This is a genomic window from Pseudomonas sp. Q12-87 (assembly GCF_001269755.1).
In the GTDB taxonomy this organism is placed as follows: domain Bacteria; phylum Pseudomonadota; class Gammaproteobacteria; order Pseudomonadales; family Pseudomonadaceae; genus Aquipseudomonas; species Aquipseudomonas fluorescens_S.
Window position 1 is genome coordinate 19,210 of record NZ_LHVI01000037.1, and the last position, 12,639, is coordinate 31,848.

Consider the following 12,639-nt stretch of genomic DNA (forward strand, 5'->3'; position numbering starts at 1 on the left):
CGGGCGAGACGCGAGGTCTGCTCCACTTTGGTGCACGCTTACCACTCTGTCGGCCAGTCCCCAAAAAAAATGAGCATTTTGTAGGACAAGTCGACGAGGGGTCCCCCAGCAGCTTTCTCAACCCCTTACCGTATCCCCCCTATCGCGCACCCTCTCTTCTTGGCGCACGAACCGATTCGCCCGGGCAAAGGTGCCAAAATCATTGAACCGCACGCCCATCTCCCGCATCACTTTGTGCGCCACCGGCACCGTCAATTGGCGAATATAGAACGGCTCCTTCACCACGAAATGATGAATCCCGTGGCTGCTGCCGAAGTTGAAGCAGAACGCCTGCAACGGCCACAACCACCAAGGGTTGAGCACCTGGGTTTGCTGGATGACATTGCCCGGCTCGATGTCGCCGTAGTAATGCATGTTCGAGCTGATGAAGTGCAGGCAAAAGGTGCGTAAAACATTCGGCCCGATGATCACCACCGCCGCGATATCGATCATCTGCATCATGGACAGCGTGCTCGCCGACCAGTCGATCGACGTACCCAGTAGGCTCGCGACGCCGTTCGCCCCGTGGAAACCGAGGAACACATACCAGGCGCCCCAATGCAGCAGCGCCAGCGGGAAGTACACCTTCAGCGTGCGCTTGAGGATGCTGCGCTTGTGGGCCCAGGTCTTGGCCCGCAACAGGCGAATGAACGCGGACATGACGTTGTCGCCGACCATCAGCAACCGCGCCGGCCCCCAGGGTTCGCCGTTGGTGATGGCTCGCTCCTCCATGTCGGCTTCGCTGCCGGACACCTTGTGATGGTTGAGGTGCAAATGGCGACGGATCCACGGATTGATGGTGCTCGGCCGCGCCAGCCAGACCAGGCCCATCATCAGGTTGTGGGGCAGGCGTTGCTTGCGAAAATACATACTGTGGATCAGGTCGTGTTCCAGCTCGTGGGTCAGGGACGCGAAAAAAGCGTTGAGCAGCAGGCACGCCCACCCGGGCATGTCACCGTTGATATACAGCCATGCCGAACCGAACATCCCGGCCAGGGCGAACGCCAGGATGCCCGCGCCCAGCGCATCCTGGTGGCGCAAGATCGGATAGCGCTGGCGCAGTTCTTCGCCTTGCGCCAATACCACTTGGCGAATATGGGCGGATCGCTGTTGTGCATTCAATCGCTCGGGGCTTGCGCAAGTGCCGTGCATGGCTTACATCCTCTGTTAGAGATGTGCTCATCCTGCCGGGCGTTGTCCCATGGGGTGGTAGCCGTAAACGCCAACCTGTTGACCGCAAGCGCCAATCGTCATGACTGAACCGACTTCCCTCGCCAGCTGGACCCGCGCCCTGCGCAAACAGCTCGATGCGCTGGGCCTGGACAGCCATGCCCTGTGCGTCGAGGCCGGCCTCGATCCGCAGTGGATGGACGACCCGAACGCCCGCTACCCGCTGTCGGCCACCACGCGCCTGTGGACATTGGCGGTGCAGGCCAGTGGCGATGCGGCTATCGGCTTGCGGGTGTCGCGCTTCGTCAGCCCCACCACCTTTCACGCGCTGGGTTATGCCTTGGTCGCCAGCGGCAGCCTTCGCGAAGTGTTCGAACGCATCGTGCGTTACCACCCGGTGGTCAGCGATGCGCTGACGCTGCAACTGAGCCGCGGCGAAGATCGCTACCGCTTCAGCCTGGATGTACCTGTGGGCCGTCCGGCGCCGGCCTTCGAAGCCATCGATGCATTCGCGGCAATTTACGTGCGCACCTGTCGCAACCGGCTGGGTCGCGACTACGCACCGCTGGCCGTATACCTGCGACGCCCGGAACCGTCTGACCCAAGCCCCTGGCACAAAGTGTTCCGCTCGCCGGTGTATTTCAGCGCCGGGCAGGACTGCCTGGAGTTTGACCTCACGGATTTCGACAGTCACTTGGACGACGCCAACCCGGAGCTGGCCGAACACAACGAAACGGTGCTCAAGCGCACCCTCGCGCAGCTCCAACCGCTGACATGGGAGCGCAAGGTACGAGCCGCCATCGAGGCTCAACTGCCCGAAGGCGAACCCAGCGCCGAGCGCATCGCCCAAGCCATGCACCTGAGCCTGCGCAGCCTGCAGCGGCACCTCGCCGACGAAGGCTGCCGCTTCGACGCGCTGCTCAATGAATGCCGGGAAAACCTCGCGCTGCTGCACCTGCGTGACCCGCAATGCTCGCTGAGCGAAGTCAGTTATCTACTGGGGTTTGCCGATACCAGCAGCTTCAGCCGCGCATTCAAGCGCTGGACCGGAATGACCCCGGGGCAGTTTCGGGATGGGTTGGGTTAAGGACCTGCGGCGGCTATGCGGGCCTCTTCGCGAGCAAGCTCGCTCCCACATTGGGAGCGGTGTGACCGCGCTATCTGCGGCAACACTCGCTCCCACAGGGTTCAGGTCGGTTTCAGATTGTGGTCAAGGTTCGCAGCCGCTCGATATCCAGGATTTCGATCTCGCCATAACCAAGGTGGAGAATGCCCTGGGCCTGCAGCTCCTTGAGGATCTGGTTGGTGGTCTGGCGCGACAGCGAGAGCATCAGCGCCAGCTGCTCCTGGGGCAGTTGCAAGCTGCGGCGTGCCGGTTCGATTTCGCCGTAGCCTTCGGCGATCTGGAGCAAGCGGTGGGCCACGCGTGCCGGGGCGGGCATCAGGCTCAGGTGTTCGAGGTTGATGAAGGTCAGGCGCAGTTTTTGGCTCATGAGCAACGCAAGATGCCGCCAGTAAAGCGGTTGTTCTTCCAGCAATGTCAGCAACGGCAGCTGTGGCACGTGCAGCAGCGTACATTGGCCCACCGCCACCGCATCGTGGGTACGCGGCTGGCCATCGAACAGGCAAATTTCGCCGAACCAGTGGGGAGCTTCCACCACGCTCAGCAGCGCCTCCTTGCCCTGTTCGTTCACCGAACCGACTCGTACCGCGCCTTCCAGCACGGCGTACATGCCGCAGGGAGGGTCGCCGCGCTGGAACAGCCGATGACCCGGCGGCAGGCGGCGCACCCGCGCCATCGCCAGCAGACTATTCTGTAACTCAACAGGCAAATGGCTGTACCAGTGGCCGGCCGTCAGGTGCGAGTGCCAGGGATGCGCATTCATGGAAACTCCGGGACAAATGTCGGCTAGCTGACAGAACACCGTGTAGAACCTGGGCATCATGCAGGCATCACCTCAGGAGGAACAACAATGAAAAGCCTCGTCGATCATCTCAGTCAATACGCCGCGTACCACCGTGATCCACGCAATATCGCCAGCCATTTCATCGGCATTCCGCTGATCTTCGTCGCTGTCGCCGTACTGCTCTCACGGCCGGGCTGGCCGGTGGGCGCGCTCCTGGTGTCGCCAGCGCTGCTGGTCGCCGTGGCCAGTGCCTGGTTCTATCTGCGCCTGGAAGTGCGCCTGGGTGTGCTGATGACGGTACTGCTGGGCCTGGCGGTCTGGCTGGGCCAGACACTGGCGGCGCAAAGCACGGCGGTTTGGCTGGGCAGTGGCCTGGGCATGTTTGTGGTGGGTTGGGTGATCCAGTTTGTCGGTCACTATTACGAAGGTCGCAAACCGGCGTTCGTCGATGACCTTACCGGCCTGATCGTCGGGCCGCTGTTTGTGGTGGTCGAGGCGGGGTTTCTGTTGGGGCTTCGCGGCGAACTCAAGCGCGTCATTGAAGAACGCGCGGGACCGGTGGCCCTGCGCAACCAACGCTCGGCGGCCTGAACACAACGCAACGCCAGCAGCCCCCTCTGTGGGGGCCTAGGCGACCGGAAAGATCAGGTTTAACCCCAATCTCCTGTGGGAGCGAGCTTGCTCGCGATGCTTTTACAGGTTGGAAACCTTCTGCCAGACCTTCGGCTTGAAGAACAACGTCTCGCCCTTCGCCAGGCCCACCAGGCTGTCGTGATCCTTGACCACTTCAGCTTCGATCAGCTCGCTCTGGCCTTCTACCTTCAGGGTCACCCGAGTGGTGGCGCCCAGCGGACGAATGTCCCGCACTTCGGCAGCGTGGTGATCTTCCAGCTCCGAACGTGACAGTGAAACTTCATGGGGGCGGAACAGCACGTGCCGATCCTCGCCCAAGTGCAGGCGGTTCGAGTCGCCGAGGAAGTGATAGACAAAATCGCTGGCCGGGTTCTCGTAAACGTCGCCCGGAGAGCCGATCTGCTCGATCACGCCTTTGTTCATCACCACGATCCGGTCGGCGACTTCCATGGCTTCTTCCTGGTCGTGGGTCACGAACACCGACGTCAGGTTGATGTCTTCGTGCAGCCGCGCCAGCCAGCGGCGCAGTTCCTTGCGAACCTTGGCGTCGAGGGCGCCGAAGGGTTCGTCGAGCAGCAGTACCTTGGGCTCTACCGCCAGTGCGCGAGCCAGGGCGATACGCTGGCGCTGGCCGCCGGACAACTGCTCCGGGTAACGGTCGGCGAGCCAATCCAGTTGCACCATGTTCAGCAGTTCGTGAACCTTGGTCGCGATCTGGCTTTCGTTCGGGCGCTGGTTCTTGGGCTTCATGCGCAAGCCGAAGGCGACGTTGTCGAACACCGTCATATGGCGGAACAAGGCGTAGTGCTGGAACACAAAACCTACGTTGCGATCGCGCACGTCGTGGCCGGACACGTCCTCGCCGTGGAACACGATGTTGCCCTGGTCCGGGGTTTCGAGGCCGGCGATGATCCGCAGCAAGGTGGTCTTGCCGCAGCCCGACGGGCCCAGCAGCGCCACCAGCTCGCCGCTCTGGATGTCCAGGCTGATGTCGTCCAGGGCCCTGAAGGCATTGAAATTCTTACTGACGTTACGGACTTCGATCGACATGACTTATTCCTCCGCGGCGCTGGCGCGCAGGCGGTTGATTCGGTTTTCGCTCCACTGCTTGAGCAGCAGGATGAAGAGCGCCAGGATCAGCAACAGGCTCGCCACGGCGAACGCGGCCACGTGGTTGTATTCGTTGTAGAGGATCTCGACGTGCAGCGGCAGAGTGTTGGTGACTCCGCGGATGTGCCCGGACACCACCGACACGGCGCCGAACTCACCCATGGCCCGGGCGGTACACAGCACCACACCGTAGATCAGGCCCCACTTGATGTTCGGCACGGTGACATGCCAGAACATCTGCCAGCCATTGGCGCCCAACAGGCGCGCCGCCTCTTCTTCCTGGGTACCCTGCTCCTGCATCAGCGGGATCAGTTCCCGGGCCACGAACGGCACAGTCACGAAAATCGTCGCCAGGACGATGCCCGGCAGCGCAAACACAATCTGGATGTCGTGATCCGACAGCCACGGCCCGAACAGGCCCTGGGCGCCAAACATCAGCACGTAGACCAGGCCGGCAATGACCGGCGACACCGAGAACGGCAGGTCGATCAGCGTTACCAGCATGCTCTTGCCACGGAATGAATACTTGCTCACGCACCACGCGGCGCTGACACCGAACACCAGGTTCAACGGCACCGAGATCAGCACGGCGATCACCGTGAGCTTGAGCGCCGACAGGGCGTCGGGTTCGAAGATCGCAGTGAAGAATGCGCCCAGCCCGGACTTCAGCCCCTGGGACACCACGATGAACAGCGGCAACAGCAAAAACAACGCAAAAACCAGCCAGCCGAGGCCGATCAGCACGCGCCGCGACGTCGCACTGCCACGGCGGGCGGCGTTGCTGGCGGAGGCTGCGGAAATAGACGATTGGGACATGTTCGCGCCTCCTTATGGGGTTTCGATGCGCCGCTGCAGCAAGTTGATCAGCAGCAACAGGACGAAGGAAACCACCAGCATCAGCACGCCAATGGAAGTGGCGCCGGTGTAATCGTATTGGTCGAGCTTGACCATGATCAGCAGCGGCAGGATTTCGGTTTTCATCGGCATGTTGCCAGCGATGAAAATCACCGAGCCGTACTCGCCCACACCTCGGGCAAACGCCAGGGCGAAGCCGGTCAGCCAGGCCGGTAGCAGGGCTGGCACGAGGATGTGGCGAAACACTTGCCAAGGCTTGGCGCCGAGGCAGGCGGCAGCCTCTTCGACCTCACGGGGAATATCAGCCAATACTGGCTGCACCGTGCGCACCACGAACGGCAGCGTCACGAAGGTCAGCGCCAGGGTGATGCCCAGCGGCGTGTAGGCAATCTTGAAGCCCAGGTCGGTGGCGAACTGGCCCACCAGGCCGGTCGGCGCATACAACGCCGTCAGGGCGATGCCGGCCACGGCGGTGGGCAGCGCGAAGGGCAGGTCGATCATCGCGTCGATGATCTTGCGCCCGGGGAAGGTGTACCGCACCAGCACCCAGGCCAGCAGCGTGCCGATCACGCCGTTGATGACTGCGGCGTACAGCGCGGTGCCGAAACTGAGCTTCAGGGCCGCCAGCACCCTGGGTGCCGAGATGATCGCCCAGAACTGTTCCCAGGTGAGTTGGGCGGCATGCACGAACATCGCCGCCAGGGGGATGAGCACAATCAGACTGAGGTACACCAGGGTGTAGCCCAGCGTCAGCCCGAAGCCGGGTATGACGGGGGATATGCGACGCGACATAGAAGTCCTTGGTTGAGAACAGCAAAGCCCCGACGGTCATTGCAATGTGATTCGCTGGCGAGTGAATCCGTGGCGAGGGAGCTTGCTCCCGCTGGGCTGCGTAGCAGCCCCGTTTTTGTGAGCGCTTCGCACTCAAGCGGGAGCAAGCTCCCTCGCCACAAAGAATCCTTCAAGCCTTGAGTAAACAACATTGCAACAGCAGTCAGAGCCCATTTTATGGCCTGTCCAGCTTACTGCGCCTGATAGATCTGGTCGAACACGCCGCCATCATTGAAGAATTTCGGCTGGGCGGCTTTCCAGCCACCGAAGTCCTTGTCGATGGTCACCAAGTCCAGTTTCGGGAACTGCCGGGAGTATTTGGCAGCCACGTCCTTGTCACGAGGACGATAGAAGTTCTTCGCGGCGATTTCCTGGCCGGCCGGGCTGTACAGGTGCTTGAGGTAGGCTTCGGCGATCTCGGCGTTACCCTTTTTCTCGGCATTCTTGTCCACCACCGCCACCGGCGGTTCAGCGAGGATCGACAGCGACGGCACGACGATGTCGAACTTGTCGGCGCCACCGTCTTCCTTCAGCGCCAGGAAGGCTTCGTTTTCCCAGGCCAGCAGCACGTCACCCTGACCGTTGTTGACGAAGGTAATGGTCGAGCCACGGGCACCGGTGTCGAGGATCGGCACGTGCTTGAACAGCGCTTGTACGTATTCCTTGGCCTTGGCTTCGTCACCACCGTTGGCCTTCAGGCCATAGGCCCAGGCCGCGAGGAAGTTCCAGCGAGCGCCACCGGAGGTTTTCGGGTTGGGGGTGATGACCGACACGTCATTCTTGATCAGGTCGCCCCAATCCTTGATGCCCTTGGGGTTGCCCTTGCGTACCAGGAACACGATGGTGGAGGTGTAAGGCGTGCTGGCATCTGGCAGGCGTGTCTGCCAATCCGCCGGCAAGGATTTGCCCAGCTTGGCGATTTCATCGATGTCACCGGCCAGGGCCAGGGTTACCACGTCGGCCCGCAGACCGTCGATCACTGCTCGGCCTTGCTTGCCCGAACCACCGTGGGACTGTTGGATTTTCACGCTGTCGTCCGGATGCGCTTTCTTCCAGAAGCTGGCGAATTCGGCGTTGTAATCCTGATACAGCTCGCGGGTCGGGTCGTAGGACACGTTGAGCAGCTCGTAATCCTTGGCGACAGCCGAACCTGCAAAAACAGCGCTGGCCAAGGCGGCCAAGGCATAACGGCGAATTGACGACATGGTGAAAGCTCCTGGAATTCTGTTTTTAGTATGGCTTCGAAATCGTGTGCCCTGAAAACATCGCAGCCTTCGGCAGCGCCTAAACCAAGCTCCCCTTAGGCGCTGCCGAAGACTGCGATCTATTGAGTTTTCAAGACGGCTTATGGCTCGGTTGCTGCAGTCGGAATTTTTCCTTGCGTTCGATCTGGACCACCTGCGCGTTGTGCACGGTGATTTCCACGGCCCCAAAGCGCAGATCGCGCAATGCGCTCTGGATCTCGCGCAAGATGGTTGCTTCGTCCTGGCCGTCAACGCTACGTAGGGATGCGCTCATGCTGCTGCTCCTTTGAATGAATGCCTGGCAGTGGGCGGCACTGCTTGCGGCGTGGGAGCAATACTAGATAAAGCGGGATATTCTTAAAAAGACTATTTAAGAATTTTTATATAACTAAATCAGCGGTAGCGGAACAAAGTCCTACGGAAGGTGCTAACGCTGGGCTTTTCCTTGCCAATTCCTCGGATATTTCCTTCAAGACGCCGGGCTGTTCATGAACTAGGCACACTGGTTTTGCACCGTTAACCTTTGTTCGTCATCGCAAAAAACGATGACGCGGACGTGCAAGTCCGATCTCAGGTGCATTCGGTTATGGCTATTCGTCGAGCATTTTTCTATGCTCGCCGATCGTTATGGCGGCTGCGCGTGGGAGACCTTCGGGTCTGCCGGGTTCCTGAGACCGGTCTTGCACACCTACGTACAGCTGCCACCTTTTTTCGAAGTGCAATCGAGGGGTGTCGGTCCCAACTCTCAGGATCTTCACTATGTTCAAAGTAACTCCTAATCCGCCGCAAAACGGCCACAAATCCCGTGTCCAAGCGCAGGAAGAAAAAAAGCTCGATGACGCCGCCACCCGCGCCCTCGACTACTACCTCAACCCCAAGCCCGCCTCACCGCCAGAGCCCGACAAAAACCAGCTCTTTATCGTGTCCCCCCACATAGACACCGAAACCCTGCTCGCCAACGCCTCCGAAGACCTGCTATCCATCAGCATCATCGCCGCCGACCTGGCCGACGACGTCGACGAATCACGCCGCCGCGTAGCCCTGGCGATCAGTCGCATGGCCGATGGGGTGCAGTTGTTGGTCGAGCGGGCGTTGGATCATCTGGAGACAAAGGAGACGGTGACGCCTGGCGCCAAGGTGTAGCGCTTTGCATTGATGCAGGCTGAACCGGCGCCATCGCGAGCAAGCTCGCTCCCACAGGGTTCTGTGTCGAACCGAATCCCAAGTTCAACGCTAATCCACTGTGGGAGCGAGCTTGCTCGCGAAGGCAGAGTGTCAGTCAACATCAATGCCACTGACGATCAAGCAATGACTGGCGCGCAGTCCCAATCCAACTGCGCCGCCGCCACCGGCCGGCCAAACCAGTAGCCCTGCCCCAACTCACAAGCCTGTTCCAGTAAAAATGCCGCCTGTTCGCGCTGTTCAATGCCTTCGGCATGCACTTGCATACCCATGCTCCGGGCCAGGGCGATAATCACCCGGACAATCGCCGCGTCGTCCTCATCCCACGGCAACCCAGCAACAAACCCCTGATCGATCTTGAGCTTCTGCACTGGCAAGCGCTTAAGCCGCAACAGCGACGAATAGCCCGTGCCGAAATCGTCGATGGCCAGGCGCACACCCAACTCGCGCAGGCGGTGCATCTGTTCCAGCGCCACTTCCGGGTCTTCCATTACCGCACTTTCGGTGACTTCCAGCTCCAGGCAAGCCGGGGCCAGGCCCGTGTCGTGCAACACCTTGGCAACCTGTTCGTACAGCTCTCGATGGGCAAACAACCGGCTCGATACGTTGACGGCGACGAACGACAACACCACGCCTGTCTGTTGCCACAAGCACATCTGCCGACAGGCCTGGTCCATGACCCAGGCATCGACTTGGGCAATCAGACCGGTACGCTCGGCGATGGGAATGAACTCCGCCGGCGACACCAGCCCTCGCGTGGGATGCTGCCAGCGCACTAGCGCCTCGACACCGATCAGGCGGCTGGTCGCCAAGTCGTGGACCGGTTGGTAGTGCACCCGCAGCTCCTGCTGTTCGAGGGCACGGCGCAGTTCGGTGGCGATCTCGACCCGCTGCTGAGCGTGAGCAGTCAGTTCTTCGGTGTACAGGGCATAGCCGTCGCGCCCGGCGCTCTTGGCCTTGAACAACGCCGAATCGGCATTGCGCAGCAGTTGCCCGGCGTTAAGGGCATCGCCAGGAAACAGGCTGATACCGACGCTGGCATTGATGAACAATGCGCGACCGTCGAAGCGCAGCGGCTCTTGCAACGCATCGAGGATACGCCGGGCCAGTGCCGCCGCCTGCCCAGGCTGCGAGCAGTTTTCCACCAGCACCGCGAATTCGTCGCCTCCCAGCCGAGCCAGGGTGATGCCCGGCGCGAACAGCCCGCGAAACCGTTCGGCCACGCCTTTGAGCAATTCGTCGCCTACGTTGTGGCCCAGGCTGTCATTAATATTTTTGAAATGATCGAGGTCCACCAGCAGCAACGCGCAGCCGCGCTTGTGCAACTGCGCAGAAGCCAGGGCTTGTTCGGCGCGGTCAGAAAACAGCAGGCGGTTGGGCAAGCCGGTCAAGGGGTCGTGATGGGCCAGGTGCGCCAGTTCATGCTCGGAGTCCTTGATGGCGCTGATATCGGAAAACACGGCAACGTACTGGCTGACCTGACCGCTGTCATCGCGAATGACGCGGATCGTCTGCCATTGAGGGAAGATCTCACCGCTTTTGCGCCGGTTCCAGATCTCACCGCTCCATTCGCCACGGCTGCCCAGCGACGCGAACATGTCCCGGTAGAATTGCGCCCCGTGTCGGCCGGACTTGAACAGGTTGGGTCGCTGGCCCAGCACTTCGTCCCGCCCATAGCCGGTGATCGTCATGAAGGCGCGGTTGACGTGCACGATCAGGCCGTCGCGGTCCGTCACCAATACGCCTTCGCGGGTGCAATCGAAAACGGCGGCGGCCTGGCGCAGGCGCTCGCGATCGGCACCGTGATCGCCCCTGACGAAAAACCTGGCCTTGCGTGCCAGGAAGATCAGCAAGGCGCTGATCAGGACCCAGGCGTAACCGTTGATCAGCAGCCAGCGAAGCCGGTCGGCAGATTGATCGAAGAAACTGCTCGATAAATAACCAACAAGCTGTAACCAGACGACTGACAGCCCCAGATAAAGCAACGCTGCACGCATGGCATTGCGGTGATGAACAGTCATTCGGTCGTCCATGTCCTTACCCATTGGGGGGAATTATAGAGGAAGAAACATCCAGGCACTCTTATCTGAAAGGCCGACTGGTTTTATCTGTCGGGCCGGTGATAATGCAACGGCAGTTTTCATCTTTATCGAGGGCCCTACAGCCTATGTGGTACGAAGGTTTTCTTGGCTTGTCACCCTGGTCGCTGGTGGCAGTCACCCTGCTGATGACCCATGTCACGATCATTGGCGTCACGGTCTACCTGCACCGTTATTCGGCTCATCGCTCCCTGGAGCTCAACGCCGGCCTCAAGCATTTCTTCCGTTTCTGGTTGTGGCTGACCACGGCACAGAACACCCGCGAATGGACCGCCATCCACCGCAAGCACCACGCCAAATGCGAAACCGTCGACGATCCCCACAGCCCGGTCATCAAGGGCTTGTCCACCGTGTTGCGCAAGGGCGCCGAACTGTATCGCGCCGAGGCGGAAAACCCGGAAACCCTGCGCATCTACGGCAAGAACTGCCCCGATGACTGGATCGAGCGCAACCTCTACAGCCGCTTCCCGCTGCTGGGCGTAGCGATCATGGGCGTCATCGACCTGCTGCTGTTCGGCACCATCGGCATCACCATCTGGGCCATCCAGATGATGTGGATTCCGGTTTGGGCCGCTGGCGTGGTCAATGGGTTGGGCCATGCGGTGGGCTATCGCAACTTCGAATGCCGTGACGCGGCGACCAATCTGGTGCCGTGGGGCATCCTGATCGGTGGCGAAGAACTGCATAACAACCACCACACCTACCCCAACTCGGCCAAGCTGTCGGTTCGCAAATGGGAATTCGACCTGGGGTGGGCCTGGATCCAGGTGTTCAGCTTCCTGCGCCTGGCCAAGGTCCAGCGGGTCGCGCCGATTGCCCACCGGGTCGAAGGCAAGGGCCACCTGGACATGGACACGGCCATGGCGATTCTCAACAACCGCTTCCAGATCATGGCGCAGTACCGTCGGCTGGTTATCGCGCCGCTGGTCAAGCAGGAACTGGAAAAGGTCGATCACTCGGTACGCCACCAGTTCCACCGTGCCAAACGCCTGCTGTCGCGGGAAACCAGCCTGCTGGATGACCGCCACCATGTACGCATCCAGAACATGCTCGAACACAGCCAGGCGCTGAAGGTGATCTACGAAAAACGCCTGGCCCTGCAGCAGATCTGGGTCAAGACCAGCAGCAATGGTCACGACATGCTCGCCGCCATCAAGGAATGGGTCCACGAAGCCGAAGCCAGTGGCATCCAGTCCCTGCGCGATTTCGCTGACCAGCTCAAGACCTACTCGCTGCGGCCCGCCACTGCCTGACAGGGCAACGCCGTAGAAGGGCTTTTGTGGCGAGGGCGCGTGCTCCCGCCAGGCTGCCCAGCAGCCTTCAACCCGCTGGCCCAGAGCCTCAGGATCCATCGGATTTGTCCTGGGGCTGCTTCGCAGCCCAGCGGGAGCAAGCTCCCTCGCCACGGGGTTCAACCTTCAGTTTTGGACTGGCTAAATCCCCCGCCCTTCGTCGCCTGAAAAGGAACTTCGCCCCGAATCCCTTATCTCAAAGAGCACTTCGCCATCCAGGCGGGCTTTGGAGTAAGCGCGTGCGAACCAACAGCTGTGCACGCTCTTTGAGATTTGT

The 12,639-nt window shown here is 60.9% G+C and carries 12 protein-coding genes; 4 read left to right on the forward strand and 8 right to left on the reverse strand.

Features of this window, described 5'->3' with window-relative positions:
• Positions 1 to 117: 117 nt before the first annotated feature.
• Complete coding sequence (locus AD663_RS27100; RefSeq protein ID WP_003186957.1) at positions 118 to 1,191, reverse strand: fatty acid desaturase; 1,074 nt, start codon at positions 1,189 to 1,191, stop codon at positions 118 to 120.
• A 100-nt stretch (positions 1,192 to 1,291) separates the two neighbouring features.
• Between AD663_RS27100 and AD663_RS27105 the strand changes: the two genes are divergently transcribed.
• Positions 1,292 to 2,296 carry an AraC family transcriptional regulator gene (locus tag AD663_RS27105; RefSeq protein WP_003186958.1) on the forward strand — a complete coding sequence of 335 codons (1,005 nt, stop codon included), beginning with the start codon at positions 1,292 to 1,294 and terminating at the stop codon, positions 2,294 to 2,296.
• A gap of 112 nt (positions 2,297 to 2,408) precedes the next feature.
• Here the strand turns inward: AD663_RS27105 and AD663_RS27110 are convergent, their stop codons facing one another.
• Complete coding sequence (locus AD663_RS27110; protein ID WP_003186960.1) at positions 2,409 to 3,095, reverse strand: Crp/Fnr family transcriptional regulator; 687 nt, start codon at positions 3,093 to 3,095, stop codon at positions 2,409 to 2,411.
• An 87-nt stretch (positions 3,096 to 3,182) separates the two neighbouring features.
• On the opposite strand from AD663_RS27110, the gene AD663_RS27115 reads away from it, so the two are divergent.
• Complete coding sequence (locus tag AD663_RS27115) at positions 3,183 to 3,707, forward strand: DUF962 domain-containing protein (protein WP_003186961.1); 525 nt, start codon at positions 3,183 to 3,185, stop codon at positions 3,705 to 3,707.
• A 102-nt stretch (positions 3,708 to 3,809) separates the two neighbouring features.
• Here AD663_RS27115 and AD663_RS27120 read toward each other — a convergent pair whose 3' ends face one another.
• From AD663_RS27120 to oscA, 5 genes are all read right to left on the reverse strand, one after another.
• Positions 3,810 to 4,799 (reverse strand): sulfate/molybdate ABC transporter ATP-binding protein, encoded by a 990-nt coding sequence (locus AD663_RS27120; RefSeq protein ID WP_003186962.1) that lies wholly within the window; start codon positions 4,797 to 4,799, stop codon positions 3,810 to 3,812.
• A gap of 3 nt (positions 4,800 to 4,802) precedes the next feature.
• Positions 4,803 to 5,675 carry a sulfate ABC transporter permease subunit CysW gene (gene cysW, locus AD663_RS27125; protein WP_003186963.1) on the reverse strand — a complete coding sequence of 291 codons (873 nt, stop codon included), beginning with the start codon at positions 5,673 to 5,675 and terminating at the stop codon, positions 4,803 to 4,805.
• Between the two features lie 12 nt (positions 5,676 to 5,687).
• Positions 5,688 to 6,506, reverse strand: coding sequence for a sulfate ABC transporter permease subunit CysT (cysT, locus tag AD663_RS27130; protein ID WP_003186964.1), 819 nt, complete (start codon positions 6,504 to 6,506; stop codon positions 5,688 to 5,690).
• Positions 6,507 to 6,736: 230 nt separating this feature from the next.
• Complete coding sequence (locus AD663_RS27135; RefSeq protein WP_053214860.1) at positions 6,737 to 7,750, reverse strand: sulfate ABC transporter substrate-binding protein; 1,014 nt, start codon at positions 7,748 to 7,750, stop codon at positions 6,737 to 6,739.
• Between the two features lie 130 nt (positions 7,751 to 7,880).
• Positions 7,881 to 8,063: a sulfur starvation response protein OscA gene (oscA, locus tag AD663_RS27140; protein WP_003186967.1), complete on the reverse strand. Its 183-nt coding sequence runs from the start codon at positions 8,061 to 8,063 to the stop codon at positions 7,881 to 7,883.
• Between the two features lie 485 nt (positions 8,064 to 8,548).
• On the opposite strand from oscA, the gene AD663_RS27145 reads away from it, so the two are divergent.
• Positions 8,549 to 8,932, forward strand: a complete 384-nt coding sequence (locus tag AD663_RS27145; RefSeq protein WP_003186969.1) for a DUF6124 family protein — start codon at positions 8,549 to 8,551, stop codon at positions 8,930 to 8,932.
• Positions 8,933 to 9,090: 158 nt separating this feature from the next.
• Here the strand turns inward: AD663_RS27145 and dibA are convergent, their stop codons facing one another.
• Positions 9,091 to 10,992 (reverse strand): phosphodiesterase DibA, encoded by a 1,902-nt coding sequence (dibA, locus tag AD663_RS27150; protein WP_003186971.1) that lies wholly within the window; start codon positions 10,990 to 10,992, stop codon positions 9,091 to 9,093.
• A 146-nt stretch (positions 10,993 to 11,138) separates the two neighbouring features.
• Between dibA and desA the strand changes: the two genes are divergently transcribed.
• Positions 11,139 to 12,323 (forward strand): delta-9 fatty acid desaturase DesA, encoded by a 1,185-nt coding sequence (desA, locus tag AD663_RS27155; RefSeq protein WP_003186972.1) that lies wholly within the window; start codon positions 11,139 to 11,141, stop codon positions 12,321 to 12,323.
• Positions 12,324 to 12,639 lie beyond the last annotated feature (316 nt).